The organism is Treponema sp. OMZ 857, assembly GCF_024181085.1.
Taxonomy (GTDB): Bacteria; Spirochaetota; Spirochaetia; order Treponematales; family Treponemataceae; genus Treponema.
Genome location: NZ_CP051147.1, coordinates 717,999 through 738,052, shown reverse-complemented (window position 1 = coordinate 738,052; position 20,054 = coordinate 717,999). Strand labels below are relative to the sequence as shown.

The window sequence follows — 20,054 nt, the reverse complement described above, 5'->3', positions numbered from 1 at the left end:
GACGTCCGATTCTCATACAGCCGTTAAAAGGTTGTGCTCTTACATAACCTCAAGGAAAGGAACAATCACCAGTCCTGTTGCGTTTTTCAGTACGATGTATACTGCTTTCGCAAGCGCAAGCCGGGTCGCGGCAACATCGGCGTTTTCCGCACCGAGGATGGGACAGTCATGATAGAAACGGCTGAACAGCTTACAAAGATCGTACAGATAGCTGGTTATCAGCATCGGTGCATACTGAGCGGCGGCCTTATCTACTTGAGCGGGGAATTCTTCGAGTTTTTTCAGTAATTCCCATTCTATATCGGAGTTAAGCAGCTCGGGCTTGCAAACACCTGTCTTTGCTTTTTTGCCTTCTTCCGTATCAGCCTTGCGTAAAATAGAAGAAATACGCGCACCCATGTATTGGATATAGGGGCCGGTATTGCCGTTGAACGAAAGAGACTCGGAAGCGTTGAACAGCATATCTTTTATCGTGTCTACTTGGAGCAAGAAGTAGTGCAATGCACCGAGCGCGACCTTTTCCGCAACTTCTTCGGGATTTCCTACCGCATCTTCGCGGCCTTTGGAGGCAATCTCTTTTAATGCACTATTCTTGAGCTCTGTAATCAGATCGTCCGCATCGACAACGGTGCCCTCGCGGCTTTTCATTTTGCCTTCCGGCAAGTTCACCATACCATAAGCGAGGTGATACAAACCGGTGTACCAATCATAGCCGAGCAGCTTCATAATATAGAAGAGCACTTTAAAATGATAAATTTGTTCGTTACCGACTACGTAGATAAGCTTGTCAAACGGCCACTCACCATGGCGGGTTATCGCAAGTCCGATATCCTGTGTGATGTATACCGACGTTCCGTCTCCACGCAGCAGCAGTTTCTTTTCAAATCCGATCGATTTAAGGTCAACCCAAATGGAACCGTCCTCGTCTTTATAAAAGATACCTTTTTTTAAGCCTTCCATAATTTCGTCGCGACCCTTGCGGAACACATCGCTTTCAAAGAAAAGCTTATCGAATGAAACTCCTGTGCGGCTATATGTTTGCTGAATACCTTGCAGCGCCCAGCCGTTCATTGTCTTCCACAGCTGCATCGTTTCAGGATCACCCGCTTCCCATTTCCGCAGCATTTCCTGTGCGTCATCTTCCGCTTCAGGATGATCTTTGCTGTATTTATGGAACTGAACATACATATCACCGACAAACTTATCGGGTTTTATACCTTCTTTTACGGGATCGATACCGTTTCCGAAGAGCTTATATGCAAGCATCGATTTACAGATGTGTACACCGCGGTCGTTGATGATGTTGGTTTTATAGACATCCGCTCCGCTGAACTGGAGAATACGGGAGAGACTCTCTCCGATAGCGTCATTGCGCAAGTGTCCGAGGTGCAGCGGTTTATTAGTATTGGGGCTTGAAAACTCAACCATGATTTTTTTACCGGCAAGGGTAGTTGTTTTTCCGTAGTTTTCATTTCCGCTAATAATTGCATTGAGGATTTGCGCAGCTGTTTCACCCTTGGGTAAAAAGACGTTGATATACGGACCTACCGCTTTCACCTCACCTTTTCCCTTGAGTGCAGAATCAGCTTGCAGCTTAGGTAACAGTTCCGTCGCAATTTTAGCAGGGGCAGAGCGTAATACCTTTGCAAAACTGAAAAGCGGAAAACCTAAATCACCCAGAGTCGGATCGGGCGGTGTTTCCATTGCAATCCGTTCTGCAGTAACGGCCTCAGCTCCTTCAGGCTGCATCGATGTGAGTGCGCGTGCAATACTTTCTTTCCATAATAACCGTATATCGTTCATAATTACCTCACTTATAGGAACCGCTAAAACTTTCGGTTTTAGAGATGCCTTTGTGTTTCTGATTTAGGAAGAACCTCCGGAACTATCGATTTTTAAGAGGCTCTTGTTAGTATAGAAAATTCCGCCGCTTAGTGCAAGAGACCGCATTGCATCACGTTAAATCTAACCGAAAAACGCTCTGGACAGCCGCCCGTATTTCCAATAGTATAGAGAACCTATGTATTCAATTGACCATATCCGCAATTTTTGTATTGTTGCTCATATCGATCACGGGAAGTCAACGCTTGCCGACCGTCTTATTGAAAAAGCCAAGGTTATCGACGAACGCTATTATCGGGCACAGATGACCGACAACATGGATATTGAACGGGAACGCGGCATCACCATTAAAAGCCAAGCGGTTACCATTCCGTACCACGCCGCCGACGGGCAGGATTATCTTTTAAACTTTGTTGATACACCCGGGCACGTAGATTTTACTTACGAAGTTTCCCGCGCTATTGCATCCTGCGAGGGGGCAATTTTGATTGTGGACGCAACGCAGGGGGTGGAATCTCAGACGCTTTCCAATATGTACCTTGCGCTTGAGCACAACCTCGAAATTCTGCCGGTCATCAATAAGATTGACTTACCGGCGGCGGATATTCCGGCGGTGTCTGCTCAGATAGATCACGATTTAGGGCTTGATTCCGATATTGCCGTTGCGGTTTCGGCAAAAACAGGACAAAATATCGATGCACTGTTTGAAGCCATCGTAAAGCACTTTCCACCGCCGACAGGTTCCGCAGAAGCCCCCTTGCAGGCGCTCATCTTTGACTGCCACTACGATGCATACCGCGGGGTTATTATCCACTTGCGGGTGTTTGAAGGGGCGATAAAACCCGGCATGACCATCCGCTTTATGCACAGCAATGCGGAATACCGTGTAGAAGAAACCGGCGTGTTTATTCTCGACCTTGTGCAGCGGGATTCCCTCCGTGCAGGAGAGGTCGGCTACATCATTGCGGGTATTAAAACCGTGTCTGATGTGCAAGTCGGCGACACCCTCACCGATGCGGATCGTCCCTGTGCGGAACCCCGTGCCGGGTTCAAGGCTGTAAAGCCCGTGGTGTTTTCTTCCGTGTACCCGGTAGATACCAACGACTACGAGCAGCTGCGCGATGCCTTTGAAAAACTCAAGCTCAATGACGCAAGCCTCACCTACGAAAAAGATTCTTCGGTTGCGCTTGGACACGGGTTCCGCTGCGGCTTTTTGGGGCTGCTCCATTTGGAGATTGTGCAGGAACGGCTCGAACGGGAGTTTGACCAGGCGGTTATCTTTACGGCACCGTCTGTGCGGTACCGTCTCCATCTGCGGAGCGGTGAAACCATGATCTGCGACAACCCTGCCGAATACCCGGAGGAAGGCAAGATTGCCTCTGCTGATGAACCGTATATCAGAGCGAATATCATCACCCCGACGGAATACCTCGGTAATATCATCTCCCTCTGCATCGAAAAACGCGGCGTGCAAACCAATATGAACTACCTCGACCAAAAGCGGGTGGAGGTTACCTACGAAATGCCGCTTGCGGAAGTACTGTTTGAGTTTTACGACCGGCTCAAAAGCATCAGCCGCGGCTATGCGTCGTTTGAATACGAAGTAATCGAAATGCGTCCAACCGAGCTGGTAAAAATCGATATTCTGCTGAACGGCAAGCCGGTGGATGCCCTTGCGCAGCTTTCGTATAAGCCGAACGCCTACAACAAGGCGCGCCACGTGTGCGAGCAGTTAAAGGAAGAAATTACACGCCAGCAGTTCAAAATCGCTATTCAAGGCGCAATCGGCAGCCAAGTTATCGCACGGGAAACAGTTAATCCGGTGCGCAAGGACGTGTTGGCAAAGTGCTACGGCGGCGATATTACCCGCAAGCGTAAGCTCCTTGAAAAGCAGAAAGAGGGAAAGAAGCGCATGAAGATGGTCGGCGATGTTGAGTTACCGCAGTCAGCCTTCTTGTCGGTGCTTAAAACCAAAAGCGAATAGCGGTTGAGCGCTACCCCTCGATAACCTGTATTTCAAACTCCAACCGGGGCATACACTCCGCTAAATCGCTTTGAATCCGCTTGAGCGCTTCTACACGTATTTCGACAGAGGTATTGGCATTCCCTTGGATAATAAAGATTGCATTTTTTGTTCCGTCATCAAATTTATAATTTTCACCGTCGCGGACGCCAAGCCATGCGATAATACCTTTAGGGTCGCGGTATACATAATCGGTTTCGGCAACATGCTTTTCCGTCGATGAAATCGGAAGAAAAACTCCCGCTTCTTTATTGACGGTAAACTCTATCTGCCCGTCTATTTTATCAAGATCATGCCCGCCAATCGCTAAAAGCGAATGTAATGACTCAACATTATAGATATCGATAACACTATTGATGTGCGGCATAGAACCGCGGCGCTGAATATTCCGAATAAATGCGGGAACGGTCGGCGGATACTTTTTGATACTGCGCCCGACACTTTGCAGCAAATCCGCATACCCTTGAGTAATCGGATTATTCAAAACTTCATCAACATCGCACTGCAATGCCCAATCTTCCATCTTTTTTTGCTTCTTTAAAAATGAATCGGATAATTTTGCGTGCGGATCTATATTTTTCGCAACACCAATTACAACGCTTGTAATCCCAAGCTCAACGATACTTTTATCGATAATACATTTCATAGCAGCCTGCCCCCATATATTGGAAATTTATACTACCATTTCAGTATAACTGTGGTATAATGAAACTTATTATATCACAATTAATGGAAAAGGTATGTGTACGGCAAAAAAACCATTGAAACCTTTAAAACTCGATCTATCCGATCTTGACAAGAAAATGACGCTCGCAGTTGCAGAGCTGCGGAAAAGCTATCCACTCAGAATTAGCGAAGATGGTATCCCCGTTACGTTCAAAAAAGTGAAGAGTTCCGAAATTTCCGCAACCTTTAGAAACGGTGTATGCGAAATTGAAGCGGACTCTGCACCGCATTTCTATTTTGCGCTGTCGATGCTGCTGCTTAAAAGTCAAACAATCGAAGATTCAAAAATCTATACAAGGCGGGATGCGCAGCGTTTATTGGAATTCCGCATGGATCATGTTTTTGAAAAGAACGGCTTAATGCTCGATCTTTCCCGTAATGCGGTTGCACATATCGATATGCTGAAGCAGTTTATTCGCGAAATGGCATTTATGGGACATTCGTGGTTTATGCTCTACATGGAAGATGTGTACGAAGTCGAAGGAGCTCCCTATTTCGGTGCATTACGCGGACGGTACTCTATAAAAGATTTACAGGAAGTTGACCGCTATGCCAAGATTTTCGGCGTACAGTTGGTACCGTGTATTCAGACCCTTGCTCACATGGATCAGTATTTTATGTGGGAAGCCATAGAATACAAGTATAAGGATATTGATAACATCTTTAATGTCGGCAATGCTGAAGTACGAACCCTGCTCACCCGGATGATTGCATCGTTACGTAAAGCATTTTCTTCGGATATTATCCATATCGGAATGGACGAAGCACATAACCTAGGCCGCGGGCGTTATTTGGATGAAAACGGACTCAAAGAAAAGAGGGAAATTATGCAAGATCACCTTACTTTTATGAAAACCCTCTGTACAGCATACGGTTTTAAACCCATCGTTTGGGATGATATGTTCTTCGGCCGCTATTCCAATAACAAAGAAGATGTTGAGCCGGTTATTCCCAATCAGGTAGGATTGATGTATTGGGATTACTATAGCTGCTTGACCAACCATTACCGAGACCACCTGCAAGCATGCCGAGCGCTCACAAAAAAGACCATGTTTGCCGGCGGTGCATGGCGCTGGACGGGATATATACCGCATCATAAGAAAACACTTCAAGCAACGCTTGCCGCTATTGAGGCTTGCCGAAAGGAAAAAGTCAAAGAAGTCATCGTTACTTCATGGGGCGATGACGGCAACGAATCTCCGCTGTATACGTGTATGTTCGGCTTAGTACTTTTTGCCTACCTTGACTGCCATATCAAATATCAAGAGGAAGAATTTGCACAGTATCTAAAACTCTATACCGGCATGGGGCTTGACGAATGGATGCGGCAGGGCGAACCGGATTTGTTTGAAGGAACAACCGGTAACAATTATGATATAACGCCGTCGAAGTATCTGTTATATCAAGACCCGCTCGGTTCAAAATTTCTGTATTACATACGGACGCTGACAACCGATATGAATGCCGTCTATAAGAAACTGGAGCAAGCCTTTATCGAGGATGCAGCCAACACGGCTAATCCCTTGCAGCGCAGCATTGCCGAATTTTATGCATTGATGATGAAAACGCTTTACTATAAGTGGCGGCTCCCCTTGGATATTTGGGAGGCGTATAAGGGAACGGATAAAAAAGCATTGCAGGCATTAATCGAAAATAAGATAAAGCCGCTAAAAACGGTGTTAGCCGAAACAGCGAAGGCGCGTCGGCGAGTATGGACGGAAGAATGCCGCGGATTCGGTTCAGAGGTGTTGGATCACCGCTTCGGCGCAATGCTGATACGGCTGGAAGTTACACAGGAAGTGCTAACCGATTACATACAGGGTAAGATTACACAAATCGATGAGCTTGAAGAAGAACGGCTTGATCCATGCCCTGAATCGGATAAAATGCTCGAACCGCAAGCAGTGCGCTATAACCGTGCCTTACGTATTATGACCGCCTGCCGAGAAACGTGGTAAGATAAAAAGGAGTGTAAAATAAAAGCCGTACAAATGGCACGGCTTTTATTTACTCAAGTTTGCTCAAACGCAAACTTGTATATCATCTGCACGTTCTCACTTCGTTGTGAACGTGCGTAAAAAGTCAATCGAAAGTTGATACTTTCTTCTTGACTTTTTATGGGGGACAAAGACAATGCAAACTGTGTTTCAGACAATGAGCGACGGCGCTTCTCTCGCCGTTTATACCTGGCTCCCGGAACAACAACCGAAAGCAGTGCTGCATATCGTGCACGGAATGGCGGAACACGCCCTCCGGTATGATGATTTTGCAAAAACGGCATGTAAAAAAGGCTTTGCCGTAGTTGCCTCCGACCACCGCGGTCACGGAAAGACCGGTTCAAAAAGCGGCTTAATGGGATACCTTGCCGATGGAGACGGATTCAGACGTGTTGTCGAAGATCAAAAGGAAATCAATGCGGAAATACAAAAACACTACCCTACTCTTCCGGTTATTATCGTCGGGCATTCGTTCGGCTCCTTTGTAACACAGGAATACATCGAACGGTATGGCACAACAGTCAAAGCGGCAGTTCTTATCGGGTCTGCAGGCCCCAACCCAAGCATATCCGTTGCCTCGCTGCTAGCAAGCCTTAACTGCGTATTTAAAGGAAGAAAATCCGTTGCCAAGTTTATGAATGCATTGGTGTTCGGCTCATATAACAACAAAATCAAAAATCCGCACACAGCCTTTGATTGGCTTTCGAGGGATGCAACCGAAGTAAAAAAATATATCGATGATGAATACTGCGGATTTGTCTGTACCGCAGGCTTTTTTCAGGATTTTATACGCGGGCTTAAAAGACTGCATACACAGACGGCTTTAAAAGATATACCGGCCGATCTTCCTGTTTTAATTACCGCCGGTTCGGAAGATCCCGTTTCAAACGGAGGCAAAACGCTAAAAACCCTTTACCGTATCTATCAGGACATCGGAATGCAGGACGTAACGCTAAAACTATACGAGAACGGCCGGCACGAAATTTTGAACGAAACAAATAAAGAGGAAGTAAAAGCCGATATCTTGGGATGGATAGAGAATAGAGCATCGTTTAAAACTCAGTCAGATTTTTAGAAGTTCACGAGAGGCGGTAACCTAGTTTTAAAGAAAAAATAACGATACGATAACGGGATGAAATGGAACGGCTTTAATAAAAACGATGCACTCCTCTTTATCGAATGCGCGCTGGTGTTTGCTTTTTTACTGTTGCCTCCGTTGTTTTCAGCGGTACCGTTTACCCTTCCGCCCAAGCCGATCGGATTGTATGCACAGTGTGTTTTCTACTTTTATACAGTGTTTGCAGCCGCGTATGAAGAAATACTATACCGGCTCTATACTCCGAATCGGCTGCACTGCATTTATACCGGTTATATCGAACCGCGGCTGCAGGAAAATTGGAAGACATCGGAATGCCCTGTGCATTTACCGCTTCCGTCTTTTCTGTGTGTATGCTGCAAGAATAACACAGGGGTGTTTTTTGAATTTTTCCTCACCGAATTTCCCGCCCACCTCCTCTTCACACTGGCGCACCGTTACCTCGGACTTTCTTCCATGATATTCGCCGCAGGAGCAGGAATCGTATTCCGCATTGCCTATCTCAAGCTCAAACAGGTGTTTCATCCGGCAGTAAGTATCACACTGGTAGCCGCAGTACACGGCCTTTGGAACATCGGGGTGTATTATTATCTGTGGGGAAACACTGGTATCGTAAATTAAAATCAACAATCCTGATGTAAAGTATCGGAGGTACAGCTCCCGATATTTCGTCGTATGTTAGCAATCGGTTTTAATACCCTTTGTTAGGGTGCAGAGCACAAGGGTATTACCCCCTCTCACACGAATCAAGCACCATTTCCTTATCAGCGTATGTCCATCAATTCAATCGCCACCCTATTCAACCGATCAATCAATCGTTTTGGATTTGAAAACAATTCATATCCTTCTTTTGTCAGTGTGCAATCAATCCAAGCCGGGAATGTGTTCGTGAGTACAGCTTTATCCGTATCGCTATAAACGTATATCCGTATCGGGTCATCTCTAAAAGCCCAAATGGTATAGCGGTACAGCAGTTGCTTTCCTTCGTGTACACTTCTTTCCGGTAAAATGCTTCCCGAAAATTGATGGTCATTTGCATCACCGGCATAGACGTCCATAACTTTGCCGAATACATGCAAGATTGACGGAATACGTGCCTCAGATACCAAAAAACCTTTTGCATCATAGACAAAAATATTTTTATCGCTATCTTGATACCGAGCAAGTGCCTTTTTTAACGAAGCAGGCTTGGATAGTATCTCGTATGCTTCTCCGAACAGCTCCCATGCAAACACCTCCGGCACATCCTCACCTTTCGGGGCATTAGGTATATATGCAATATGACTGTCGGCATAGATAAGAAGGCGTATATCGGCAGATGAATTGTTAGGTATATCATAGCGATACGCTATCTTGGCATTTTTTGGCACCTGCGTAAAAGCGGCATCATCGGCAGCGACTGCTGCACTCTCCGTCAATAAATAATTAAAGGATTCAATATCAGCGCTCTCTGTAAGTTCACACACCAGCTTATCTTTTGCATCGTACACTCTAATAGCCGGTTTATCCGTTTTTTTACTGTTATCAGCCGCAAAAACAAGTGCAGCGCACAGTAAAAAAGCTGCATAAAAAAATAGACGTTTCGTTATTTTGATCATACCGTTCTCCCATAGCATATTATATCAATATAGTATACCATAATCAAAGCGATGGAGAAAAGCGAATGAACGTATACGATTTGATTGCAGAACATTACAGCGAACTTTTCCCGCTTGAGGCGGAAAAGCTTGATTTTATCCGGCATCTTTGTCCATTGCCGGGCAGATTGTGTGATGCAGGTTGCGCAACCGGCGACCTTGCGGTGGGTTTACATCAACGTGGATACGATATATACGGGCTCGACTTAAATGCAAAGATGATTGGAATCGCAAAAGAGAAAGCTTCGGGTATCCGCACATCCGAGAATTGGCATTTCATCAAGCGAACATCTCCGATATTCTGCAATTCGGTACCTGTAACGGCGTACTGTGTTTCGGCAATACGCTCCCGCATCTACCTGATGAAACGGCACTCCGCCGTTTTTTCAGCGCTGTGTATCAGTCTTTACAAGCGCGCGGTATTTTTATTGTTGAAGTCCTCAATTACGACCGCATCCTTGCCGAGAAAAAAATGGACTTTAAAGATAAAGAAACAGACGCCTTCATTTTTAAGCGGCGTTATGATTTTTTACCGGACGGGAATATCAAGTTTACCATAGAGTTTATTGACAAGCAGCACAATACCGTAGGTTCGGACTTTACGGTATTACATCCGTTACAGCGCAAAACACTGTTAGCTTTATTTGAACAAGCAGGCTTCCAATCCGTTGCCTCTTATTCGGATTACAGCTTTACCGAAAGCCATGCAGAAGATTACGCCGTAGTGTATACAGCAAAGAAATAAGCGGAGCAATTCATGCGAAATGTAAAAGACCTTTACATGTCACTAATTTTTTTTGCCGTTGTTGTAATGAACGGTATATCCGCAGAAAGCACCAAAGATTATAAAGTGCTGATAGGTATGGATCATGAAAAAGTGATGCAGCTTAAAGAAATTAAAACGCTGGTAATTGATGCGGAGTTTTTTTCTCAAGAAGATATCGCGCAGCTTCACAAAAACGGAAACATTCACATATTTTCTTATTTAAACATCGGCTCTATCGAAACATTCCGCGATGACTATGCAGCATTTGCGGATATTGCTTTAGGACACTATGAAAATTGGGACGAAGAACAATGGGTAAATGTTGCGGATAAAAGATGGCAAAAAAGGATAAAACACAAAGCGCAATTTTTATCTCAAAAAGGCATAGACGGTTTTTTTATTGATAATGCCGACGTTTATTATCATTATCACACACCCGAAATATATCAAGGACTGATAACTCTCTTACGCAAAATACACACGGAGAATAAACCCATTATCATTAACGGCGGAGATACGTTTATCACCGAAGCGATGCAGCAAAATTCCATTAAAGGAGTGGTACACGGGGTCAATCAAGAAAGCGTATTTACCGAAATACATTTTAAGAATAATACGTTTGGAGCAAAACCGGTAGAAGACAGAGCATATTTTATGGAATATCTGGCTCAATGTAAAACGTATGGACTCACCGTCTATTTACTCGAATACGGCGCAACGAAAAAACTGACGAAAGAAATAAAAGCATATTGCGAGCGCAACGGATTTACCTACGACATATCCTATTCAGTGGAACTGGATAAGCTGTTTTGAGTTCAAGGGGAAGTGCTCCCTCCCCCGTTCAGAGTGGTGTTTTTTCCATTCCCTTACAACCCTATCCTTTTTCCGCGCATTTCCAAAAGGTATTCCCTTTGGAAACCCCAACAAAAAAATCAACAGCTCTCGGCACTCTGCATCAGAATTATTGATGGTTTTCTATCGTGTCCTCTGCATTTCCCGCAGGGCATTTTGCGCTTCGGTGTACTCGTCATAGGGTACGGCGCCGTTTTTCCCGATAATCGAATTTTCGTGCCCCTTTCCCAGCAACAACACCGCATCATTCGGTTGCGCAAGAGAAAATGCTTTACGGACGGCAGTCGGCCGGTCAGGAATAATAAACAACTCCTCGCCGCGCTTCTTGTTAGGACAACCTGCAGCAATCATCTCCAAAAGCTCGACAGGATCTTCGCCGCGGGGGTCTTCGTCGGTGAGGATGATCGTATCGCAGTATTCTCCGGCAATTCTTCCCTGCTCCGACCGCTTAACGGTATCGCGCTCTCCGCCCGAACCGAATACGGCAATCACGCGGCCGCCTTTCGCTTTAACACGGTCACGGACAGACGGCATAATCGCTTGGAATGATGAGGGCGTATGCGCATAGTCGATAAGCACCTCAAAGCCCTGCCCCGCTTCGACGCGGCACATTCTCCCTTACCGGCATAAGCCGATTGAGCAACGGCGCCAGCATATCAAACGGCAGTCCCGTTAAATTATGAGCGACAATAAGCGCGGCAAGGATATTATATACATTAAAAAAGCCGGTTACCGGAGCGGCGGCCTCATACGTTTTCTGCACACCGTCAAACGATGCATGAATTGTAAAGGTTAAACCGTTCTCCCCTTCATGAATGTTATCAGCCGATAAGCCGCCTGCAAAGTTTGAAAAGGGAACAGCCGTAGCAGCGCCGATATGCTTCTGCACGGAAAAGCCGAACACGGGCTGATTTGTTGCCTGTGCAAAATAGGCGGCAGATGGGTCTTCAAGATTCACAATGCCGAAGGCCGCAACCGCTCCGCGTTTTTTCTTATGATCATGGCTATCTAATGAGCGGAATAAATTCGCTTTATCGTAGCGGTATTGTTCAAAGGTACCGTGAAATTCCAAATGTTCCTGCGTCACATTCATAAATACGCCTGCATCGAACTGAACATGCAATAGCCGTGCCGTTCGGGGAGAAAGCCCGTGAGAAGATGCTTCCACCACTGCATATTCGCAGCCGTTATCCCGCATACGGGCAAGCCGCTCCTGTACCGTAATCGATTCGGGCGTTGTCTGATGTGCCGGATTGGCGACCGGCTCATCTCCAAACGAAAAAGATACCGTTGAAGAAAAGCCCGCTTTTTTCCCTGCAAGCCGCAGCAGCTGCCAGATAAAATCGACGGTACTTGTTTTCCCCTCCGTACCGGTTACTCCGATTGTTACCAGCGCTTTGGAAGGTTCGTCAAAAAAAACGGCTGCAGCAGCAGCCATTGCAGCGCGAACATCCGGCACTTGAACATAACAAATATGTTCTTGATATAATGGAAGTGTTGTTTCATGAATAACCGCAACGGCGCCCTTTGCAATAGCAGCATCGATAAACTTTGAACCATCGGTGTGCACACCGGGCAAGGCAAAAAAAGCGGCGCCTGTCCGTACTTCACGCGAATCATACGAAAGCGAATGCACCGTAACATCTGCCCCGTGCACTGCTATCGGCTCTATAGAAAAAAGACATTGAAGAATTGACTTTGCATAGCGGTTATTACACATATGAACCTCTAAAAACCTCAGACTTTAGAGGTTTTTCTTAGATTTGATTTTGGGAAGTATAAACGGCGGGACATATTCAGGCAAGAGGGAGAAATAATTCATAAATCATTTAGAATCCGAATTGCGCAAACAATTTCCACCATTTTCAATTACCAATACCGTAAAAGTCTGACGCTATCCGCCGATATTATACAAGACATCTTTAGAAAATCGAAGCTTTAGGATGTCTCTTACAGAAGATACTTGGAGGTTCTTATGAGACGAAGTATGGGTATCACCATCTTACAAATTGCACTTGCTTTTTTCTTACTGGTCAGCGGAGTAACAGGTCTTATGCAATCCAGCGCCGGTAATTTAAATCCGGTGGTTACCTTTCTGACACAGCTGGTAAAAAGTTCAACAATAAGCACAATCATCATCATCGCGATTGCCGTATGTGAACTTATCGCCGGTTTTTTCCTGCTGATGGGGCTCTTTACGTTCTCCCCTCAAATTTTAAATGTAATCTTAATTATTTTTATCGTTTTATGGATCATCAATATTATTTTGATTGATTTTATCGGAACATTTAACAGCGGCATACATGGTGTGCACGGTTTACTAACCTACCTGCAGCAGCTCTCCGCTCACCTGATGGTACTGGGTGCCCTCATCTGCGTACAATATCGCAACTAAACCGCAACTCATTTTTTTAACTAAAGCGGCACGAATATAAAAAGAGCCGGAGCTAACGGTTGAAGTTTTAGCTTCCGCCCGTTTAATGCACCGGCTCTTTTTTATGGCATTTGATGTTATTTAAAAAATAAACCAAACAAAATACAATTCGGCAAACTATGCCGTTTTTTCCGAAATCAGCTTTAACTCAGGTTTCTCAGTTTCTTCAATAACCTTCTTTGTGATATGCAAGGCTTTTTGACCTTTCATCGACGGAGCCTCGAACATCGCATCCAGCATCAGTTTCTCTACGATAGAGCGAAGACCTCGTGCACCGGTATTTTGATCCAGCGCTTGCTGAGAAATAGCGTCAAGGGCGGCATCATCAAAAGTCAGCTTAACGTTGTCAAGTTTAAATGATTCTTGGAACTGTTTGATAATCGCGTTCTTAGGTTCAACAAGAATACGGCGCAAGTCTGCAAGCTTTAAATCGCTGAGCGAAACACTGATAGGAAGCCGTCCGATCAATTCGGGGATAATACCGAATTTTACTAAATCATCGGGGATAAGCTTGTCGTACAACTCCTGCAAATCCTTTTCTTTTGAAGACCGTACATCGGCTCCGAACCCCATCGGATTTTCTGCAACCCGTGTCTGAATGATCGTATCAAGCCCGACAAAGGCACCACCGCAGATAAACAGAATATTGGACGTATCGATCTTCAACATATCCTGATTCGGGTGTTTGCGTCCTCCCTGCGGAGGCACCGAAGCAACGGTTCCTTCAACAATTTTTAACAGAGCCTGTTGCACACCTTCACCCGAAACATCACGGGTAATCGACACGTTTTCACTCTTCCGCGCAATCTTATCAATTTCATCAATAAAAATAATACCGCGTTCCGCACGGGCAATATCGCCGTCTGCATTCTGGATAAGTTTTAACAGGATATTTTCAACATCCTCACCGACATAACCTGCTTCGGTTAAAGTAGTCGCATCCGCAATAGCGAAGGGAACCTTCATCTTTGTGCAAGCGTCCGTGCTAACAGCGTTTTCCCGAACCGGTCGGGCCTATCAGTAAGACATTGGATTTTTCAATAACAACGGCATTTCGGTCAGCCGGCGGATGCATAATCCGCTTGTAATGATTATAGACGGCAACCGATAATACCCGTTTTGCTTTCTCTTGCCCGATAACATATTCGTCAAGGTAGGTCTTTAATTCCATCGGTGTCGGAATATCCCCTGAAAGCTGTAAAGGCGTAGCCATCTTATAAGCGGTCAAATATTCTTTACAAAGCTGGATACAATGATCGCAGATAGCGACTCCCGGTCCCGGTACTATTTTTCGGCCTGCATCTTCCCGCTTACCGCAGAAAGAGCAGATTAAAGAAGAATCACTTCTTAATTTAGGCATTTTTTCTCCTATCCATGACCATATCGACGATGCCGTATTCGCAAGCCTCTTGCGCAGACATAAAGAAATCCCGTTCCATGTCTTCGGCAACCGCCTTTTCCGTTTTTCCGGTGTGATGGGCGCAATATTGGATAATCAATTTTTTTAACCGGAGTATTTCCCGTGCCTGTATGGTAATATCGCTGGCTTGTCCCTGTGCGCCGCCCCACGGCTGATGAATCATCACACGGGAAGAAGGCAGTGCAAAGCGTTTTCCTTTGCTTCCCCCTGCCAACAGAACAGCAGCCATACTGGCCGCCTGTCCCAGACAGATGGTTTGTACATGAGGATGAATATGCTGCATCGTATCGTAAACGGCAAGCCCAGCCGTTACCGAACCGCCGGGGCTGTTAATATAAAGGCTGATATCTTTATCGGGGTTCTGTGATTCCAGAAAAAGCAACTGTGCAACAACCAAATCGGCGGTTGCATCGGTTATTTCACCATCAACAAAGATAATACGGTCTTTTAACAGGCGCGAAAAAATATCGTAGCTGCGTTCCCCGTTTCCCGTCTGCTCAATAACATAAGGAACAAGGCTATGCATCTGTTCCGACATCAGCAGCTCTCTCAAGCAATTGTTCTACCGTCAGTTTTCACCCGGTTTTACCGTCGATTTTTCAAAAGCTGAGTATAGAGTTTCTTTTCTTTAATATCATCGATCACATATTCTTTTCACGAGTTTCCGTCATAATGCTTTTTAACTTCTTCTGCGGATGCTCCCGTGCGCTCTGCTATTGAGGCGTATTCCGCTTCAACATCTTCCGGAGACGCGGTAATACCCCGCTCTTCCATCAGTTTTTCAACGATGATACGAGTCTTAAGCCGAAGTTCAGCCTCTGCCCGCCATTCAGTCATCGCGGATGCTTTTGACAATTTACCGTTTATATCGATTGTCAATTTTTCCAAACTTTCGGGAGACATTCCCAAGCGCTGTGCCAACATAGCCCACCGGCCTTCGAGTTCTGCCTTAACCATAGACTCAGGCAGCTCAATGGGATTGGCTTCCGCCATCTGCTTCAGCAGGTTGTCGGTCTTTTTCCGATTCAGAACATCTTCTACCTGGCGTGTAAGATTTTTTGAGATGTCAGCTTTTAAATCGGCAAGTGTCTTGTATTTTTCGCTTACGTCCTGCGCGAGATCATCATCGATAGCAGGCAAATCTTTCCGTTTTAATGCAGTTACGCTAACCTTTAGCTTGATTGTTTTTCCGGCCAACTGTTTGTCGATATGTTCGGCAGGATATGTCTTGGAGATAACCTTTTCTTCGCCTTTCTTCATACCGATAAGCTCATCGTCTACGCCGTAATGGAACTGTCCCTTACCGACGGTAAATACAAAATCATTCCGTTTTGAACTTTCGATTTCCGCATCGGCATCATCAAGCTGCACATAGTTAATGGTTACGATATTATCATTTTTTACAGTATCGCCCTCACCGCAATCGATGACAAGCGCGTTGCGTTCCTGTATCAACGCCAATTCTTTTTCGATATCAGCATCGGTAACGGATACTTCGGGTACGGATACCGTAAAACCTTCCGTCTTTGCTATTTCTACTTTGGGAAGTACATCATAGAGAACAGTAAACACCAAGTCGGAGTCAAGTTTGAAATCGGGCGTACCGTCAAGTTCAGGCTGTGAATACGGTAACGGCCGCGAATATTTATCCGCAGATTCAAATACTTCTTCCAATACATTCTGTATTACTTCATCATACGTTTCAGCGCGCAACGTATCGCCGAATTTCTGTTCAAGGACTTTTACCGGTACTTTGCCTTTACGAAAGCCCGGTATTTGGAGCTGTTTCGCATATTTTTTCGTTAAAAGCGCATATCGGTTTTGCACCTCATCCTGCTTAACGGTAATCGAAAGTTTCATCCGAGACTTTTCGATAGGGGTAAATTCTTTCGTAAAATTCATTGGCATATCCTTATGGTACTAAAAGGGTTTCTCGCAAGAGAACTTTATTCGTGCGGAGGGTTTAATACCCCGACGCTCTGCGTCGTAAGAAAGGGTATTAAAGCCGACTGCAACCACCTTATGAGAACAACATACCCGACGCTCGCGTCGGGTTGTTGATTCTTCTCCGGCAACTTCCGGTTAAAAAAGCGATTCAGGTGTACCGAATCGCTTCTGTAAACGGGAACGGGGATTGAACCCGCGACATCCACCTTGGCAAGGTGGCGCTCTACCACTGAGCTATTCCCGCAAAATATATCGCTCGGTATGTACTGTTGTGGAATCCTGCGAGAGGAGGGACTTGAACCCTCACGCCGAGGCACCAGATCCTAAGTCTGGCGTGTCTGCCAATTCCACCACTCTCGCTCACAAAGTGAGTCGAAACAATATACCGATGATTCTTAGGAATGTCAAGTCCTAGCCTTTAGGCTACTTAACTTCCTATTCATCTGAGCCATGCAGGCTTCGAACCTGCGACCCACAGATTAAGAGTCTGTTGCTCTACCAGCTGAGCTAATGGCCCGTTACATAACCGTCTTAGCAAGACTGAACGAGTATTCCATAATTTCAAAAGAAAGTCAAGGAGTTAGGGGAAGACTTTTCTTTTTTTTCGATAAAAAGAAAAGTCTTCCTAACCAATCAGTACCGCCGTCCGTGGCGGATTGGTGCGGGATTTATATTGAACTAAAACTTCTCTACCTTCCAGTCTCTTATCGTTCGTTTTTCTTCATCAAATCCCGCACCAATGAGCACTATCTTCTGCCCGCTTGCCTTGTACGGTACCGCATACTCTTGCGTTTTTATCTGGTTGAGCGCATCTTCCGCACTACCGTTGCCGGAGAGCTTAAACTCAAAGATATAAACAGTATCAGCGGTTTTGAGTACACAATCTGCACGTCTGTCAAAACTATACATCCATGTATAGTTTTGACTACGAGTTTCGGCACCGCCGAAACATCGCTGCTGCATGGAACCACCGCCCTCCATGGCGGTACTGTGGCAGTGTACTTCCGTTTGCACAAACTGTCCCATCAGCGCAAAGACGAGATACACTGCCGTTTGGTAATTCTGCTCCCTCAGTTTCAAGTTTTGTTCGGTGAAGTTGTCGTATGCAATACTGGAAATAATCGACTTGAGCCGCTCCATAAACTCGTCCACATTCCGGATGTCCTGTACAAACCGTCCTATCCATACCCGCTTTGACTCAATGTTAAACCGGAATACGCAGGCAAGAGATTCTCAAAAAGCCGTACCGAACTTCATCATTCGGAAACCCAGCTGATACAGCCGCAAATCGCTGATATACTTCTTGATGGTAAGGTACCCTGCTTGAAACAGAATGGGCAATGCATCCTGTGCAACCGCCCGGTACGTTTCAATCCTGTTTGATTCAACTCAACATTGCCATCGAGGTCGGGGATATAATAGCCTGCTTCTTTTAAGTTGACTAAAAAGTCGGCGTTCCCGTGCCGAACCAGTAACTGCTAATCTCTTTTTGGCTAAGGCGCTCAACACACTAAAGGGTTTGTACATCCCTTCCCCGGCAGGATGGAACAAATAGCCATCGTACCACTGCTTTAAGGTTGTTAATGCCTGCGGATAGTCCATATTCTGCCGTGTTGCAAGTGTTTGTATATCCGGTTGGAAGGTTTCTTCAAGCTCTGTTTGCGTAAGACCGCAGATACCGGCATAGTCTTCTTCCATCGATATATCACGAAGATTATTCAAATCGCTGAAAATACTAATCTTGCTGAATTTAGTAACGCCGGTTAAAAACGCAAAGCGAATATATTGATCACAGGTTTTTATAACAGAGTAAAATGCTTTGAGTGTATTACGGTAGTGTTCGTTCAGTTCTTCGTTCACACCCATCGTTTGCAGAAGCGGTTTATCGTATTCGTCTACAAGGATGACGACTTGCTTACCTGTTTGCTGATAGGCAGCCTTTATGAGGGATGTAAACCGTTTAGCATGAGAGAGCCGCTCTTTTGCAGATTGTATCTCGGCTCTTCGGTATCTAAAAATAGCTAAGCGTTTCATCTAAAGCTCCGCTCAGTTCATATTGCCCGGTATTAAAATCCAAATAGAGCACAGGGTATTCCAGCCATGCCGATCGCTGTTCTCGTACAGCCTGTTCTTCTTCCGCTTGTTCAATATACAAATCCTTGAACAGCTCTTTTTGACCGAGAAAATAGGCAGCGAGGGTTGAAAAACAAGCTCTTGCCAAATCTGCGCGGACGGCTTAAGAAATACACCTTACTATTATTGACTAATCGCGAAAGATACGCCGTTTTGTCAACATAGAGAAATTTTTTTTCCCTCAAATCTTTAAAACTTTGGATGCCGATCGGTAGTTTGCGTGGTGCGTTCATACCCGCAGTATAGCAAGATTATTGCAGTAAGCCTATCCTTGCGCTTCCGTCTTTCAGTTTCTTATCGTTCCTTAAAATTCGGCAACCGCAGCCTTTATCAGGCCTGTCGGCTTGTTCTGTAAGGAAACGGTTTATCTTATCCGCTAAAGCGGATTGCGAATCAAAGGCGAGGATTGGCGAATTGCCGCACTTTGCAACGAAATGAAAAGTGCAATCAATGAGCGATGTTTGCGATAAGCAAACTCGCAGCGTTACAGACAATGCCAACAGCATTGTCTAAAATAAACCTTCGTTTTCTTCATCAAATCCTGTTTAGTACCCCCACCCTCCTTGGCGAATATGCACGCTATACAGCAAAACATGTACCTCACGACACATTTTGCCGGTTCGGTTTCGCCGCATACCGCCACGGATAGCGGTGGTTCTACGAAGCAGCGACGTTTTGCACAGCAAACTCGCGTTCAAAATTGACAAGGAGGTCAATTTTGAACTTCCACGGACGGCGGTGATTCTATGCAATAGCGACGTTTTGGCAGGCGGAGCCTACTAAAACTCGCGTCAAGAATTGACAAGGACGTCAATTCTTGGACATAGCCACGAAAGCCAAGATTGTCGTTGCTGTTGTCCGGGTTGTCGTTGTTCCGAATACCGACGATGCAGTTCTTCGCGTTGTTGTTCCAGCTGCCGCCGCGTATGACGCGGTCATCACCGGAAGCAGCACCTTATTAATGTCCCTACCGTTTTTAGTCAAAATTTTCGAGCCGCTAAAGCGGCTACTCGGTGCCGCTTTGACTTATTTTCAAAACTATACTGCACCTCACAACACATTTTGTCGGTTCGGTTTCGCCGCAACGGGCGGCTTACGCAACGCCGTTGCGGCTCAACAGGCAAAATGTGAGAAAGGGGCGACAAACCACGAAAGCCAAGATCGTCGAGGCTGCTGACCGG

Annotated in this window: 12 protein-coding genes, 3 tRNA genes and 4 pseudogenes; 8 read left to right on the top strand and 11 right to left on the bottom strand. The window is 45.5% G+C overall.

Features of this window, described 5'->3' with window-relative positions; translation table 11 throughout:
• Positions 1-39: 39 nt before the first annotated feature.
• Complete coding sequence (argS, locus tag E4N66_RS03405) at positions 40-1,803, bottom strand: arginine--tRNA ligase (protein WP_044015376.1); 1,764 nt, start codon at positions 1,801-1,803, stop codon at positions 40-42.
• Between the two features lie 217 nt (positions 1,804-2,020).
• Between argS and lepA the strand changes: the two genes are divergently transcribed.
• Entirely contained in the window at positions 2,021-3,826 is a 1,806-nt protein-coding gene (lepA, locus tag E4N66_RS03400; protein ID WP_253728961.1) for a translation elongation factor 4, read from the top strand.
• A 10-nt stretch (positions 3,827-3,836) separates the two neighbouring features.
• Here lepA and E4N66_RS03395 read toward each other — a convergent pair whose 3' ends face one another.
• The gene (locus tag E4N66_RS03395) at positions 3,837-4,511 is read right to left on the bottom strand and encodes a B3/B4 domain-containing protein (RefSeq protein WP_253728960.1); all 675 of its coding nucleotides are present in this window, start codon (positions 4,509-4,511) and stop codon (positions 3,837-3,839) included.
• Between the two features lie 94 nt (positions 4,512-4,605).
• Here E4N66_RS03395 and E4N66_RS03390 point away from each other — a divergent pair, with 94 nt between their 5' ends.
• The 3 genes from E4N66_RS03390 (at position 4,606) to E4N66_RS03380 (ending at position 8,305) form a co-directional block, all read left to right on the top strand.
• Complete coding sequence (locus tag E4N66_RS03390) at positions 4,606-6,549, top strand: beta-N-acetylhexosaminidase (RefSeq protein ID WP_253728959.1); 1,944 nt, start codon at positions 4,606-4,608, stop codon at positions 6,547-6,549.
• Between the two features lie 175 nt (positions 6,550-6,724).
• Positions 6,725-7,663 (top strand): alpha/beta hydrolase, encoded by a 939-nt coding sequence (locus tag E4N66_RS03385; RefSeq protein ID WP_253728943.1) that lies wholly within the window; start codon positions 6,725-6,727, stop codon positions 7,661-7,663.
• A 57-nt stretch (positions 7,664-7,720) separates the two neighbouring features.
• Positions 7,721-8,305, top strand: a complete 585-nt coding sequence (locus E4N66_RS03380; RefSeq protein ID WP_253728958.1) for a CPBP family glutamic-type intramembrane protease — start codon at positions 7,721-7,723, stop codon at positions 8,303-8,305.
• Between the two features lie 143 nt (positions 8,306-8,448).
• On the opposite strand, the gene E4N66_RS03375 is transcribed toward E4N66_RS03380, so the two are convergent.
• A complete protein-coding gene (locus E4N66_RS03375; RefSeq protein WP_253728957.1) occupies positions 8,449-9,282 on the bottom strand; it encodes a hypothetical protein in 834 nt (277 codons plus the stop codon).
• Between the two features lie 65 nt (positions 9,283-9,347).
• Between E4N66_RS03375 and E4N66_RS03365 the strand changes: the two are divergent.
• Positions 9,348-10,066, top strand: a pseudogene (locus E4N66_RS03365) (class I SAM-dependent methyltransferase).
• Positions 10,067-10,078: 12 nt separating this feature from the next.
• Positions 10,079-10,900: a glycoside hydrolase family 191 protein gene (locus E4N66_RS03360; RefSeq protein WP_253728956.1), complete on the top strand. Its 822-nt coding sequence runs from the start codon at positions 10,079-10,081 to the stop codon at positions 10,898-10,900.
• 162 nt (positions 10,901-11,062) lie between these two features.
• Here the strand turns inward: E4N66_RS03360 and E4N66_RS03355 are convergent.
• Positions 11,063-12,659 (bottom strand): annotated as a pseudogene (locus tag E4N66_RS03355) (UDP-N-acetylmuramoyl-L-alanyl-D-glutamate--2,6-diaminopimelate ligase).
• Positions 12,660-12,914: 255 nt separating this feature from the next.
• Here E4N66_RS03355 and E4N66_RS03350 point away from each other — a divergent pair.
• A complete protein-coding gene (locus E4N66_RS03350) occupies positions 12,915-13,334 on the top strand; it encodes a hypothetical protein (RefSeq protein WP_253672885.1) in 420 nt (139 codons plus the stop codon).
• Positions 13,335-13,490: 156 nt separating this feature from the next.
• Here E4N66_RS03350 and clpX read toward each other — a convergent pair.
• The 7 genes and pseudogenes from clpX to E4N66_RS03315 all read right to left on the bottom strand — a co-directional run bounded on the left by clpX (position 13,491) and on the right by E4N66_RS03315 (position 19,106).
• Positions 13,491-14,733: pseudogene (clpX, locus tag E4N66_RS03345) on the bottom strand (ATP-dependent Clp protease ATP-binding subunit ClpX).
• Positions 14,726-15,331: an ATP-dependent Clp endopeptidase proteolytic subunit ClpP gene (gene clpP, locus E4N66_RS03340; RefSeq protein WP_044015357.1), complete on the bottom strand. Its 606-nt coding sequence runs from the start codon at positions 15,329-15,331 to the stop codon at positions 14,726-14,728. Before clpP ends, clpX begins: the two are co-directional and overlap by 8 nt.
• A gap of 116 nt (positions 15,332-15,447) precedes the next feature.
• Complete coding sequence (gene tig, locus E4N66_RS03335; protein WP_253728955.1) at positions 15,448-16,695, bottom strand: trigger factor; 1,248 nt, start codon at positions 16,693-16,695, stop codon at positions 15,448-15,450.
• 218 nt (positions 16,696-16,913) lie between these two features.
• Positions 16,914-16,984: transfer RNA gene (locus E4N66_RS03330), tRNA-Gly, on the bottom strand.
• A 36-nt stretch (positions 16,985-17,020) separates the two neighbouring features.
• Positions 17,021-17,100: transfer RNA gene (locus tag E4N66_RS03325), tRNA-Leu, on the bottom strand.
• Positions 17,101-17,184: 84 nt separating this feature from the next.
• Positions 17,185-17,257: transfer RNA gene (locus tag E4N66_RS03320), tRNA-Lys, on the bottom strand.
• 161 nt (positions 17,258-17,418) lie between these two features.
• Positions 17,419-19,106: pseudogene (locus E4N66_RS03315) on the bottom strand (AAA family ATPase).
• 584 nt (positions 19,107-19,690) lie between these two features.
• Here E4N66_RS03315 and E4N66_RS03310 point away from each other — a divergent pair.
• Positions 19,691-20,050 carry a hypothetical protein gene (locus E4N66_RS03310; RefSeq protein WP_253729462.1) on the top strand — a complete coding sequence of 120 codons (360 nt, stop codon included), beginning with the start codon at positions 19,691-19,693 and terminating at the stop codon, positions 20,048-20,050.
• Positions 20,051-20,054 lie beyond the last annotated feature (4 nt).

Excerpts from the sequence above, each read along its gene's own strand:
- clpP (WP_044015357.1), bottom strand. The coding sequence starts at position 15,331 with ATGTCGGAACAGATGCATAGCCTTGTTCCTTATGTTATTGAGCAGACG.
- E4N66_RS03385 (WP_253728943.1), top strand. The coding sequence starts at position 6,725 with ATGCAAACTGTGTTTCAGACAATGAGCGACGGCGCTTCTCTCGCCGTT.
- E4N66_RS03390 (WP_253728959.1), top strand. The coding sequence starts at position 4,606 with ATGTGTACGGCAAAAAAACCATTGAAACCTTTAAAACTCGATCTATCC.
- argS (WP_044015376.1), bottom strand. The coding sequence starts at position 1,803 with ATGAACGATATACGGTTATTATGGAAAGAAAGTATTGCACGCGCACTC.
- E4N66_RS03360 (WP_253728956.1), top strand. The coding sequence starts at position 10,079 with ATGCGAAATGTAAAAGACCTTTACATGTCACTAATTTTTTTTGCCGTT.
- lepA (WP_253728961.1), top strand. The coding sequence starts at position 2,021 with ATGTATTCAATTGACCATATCCGCAATTTTTGTATTGTTGCTCATATC.
- E4N66_RS03350 (WP_253672885.1), top strand. The coding sequence starts at position 12,915 with ATGAGACGAAGTATGGGTATCACCATCTTACAAATTGCACTTGCTTTT.
- E4N66_RS03380 (WP_253728958.1), top strand. The coding sequence starts at position 7,721 with ATGAAATGGAACGGCTTTAATAAAAACGATGCACTCCTCTTTATCGAA.
- E4N66_RS03395 (WP_253728960.1), bottom strand. The coding sequence starts at position 4,511 with ATGAAATGTATTATCGATAAAAGTATCGTTGAGCTTGGGATTACAAGC.
- E4N66_RS03375 (WP_253728957.1), bottom strand. The coding sequence starts at position 9,282 with ATGATCAAAATAACGAAACGTCTATTTTTTTATGCAGCTTTTTTACTG.
- tig (WP_253728955.1), bottom strand. The coding sequence starts at position 16,695 with ATGAATTTTACGAAAGAATTTACCCCTATCGAAAAGTCTCGGATGAAA.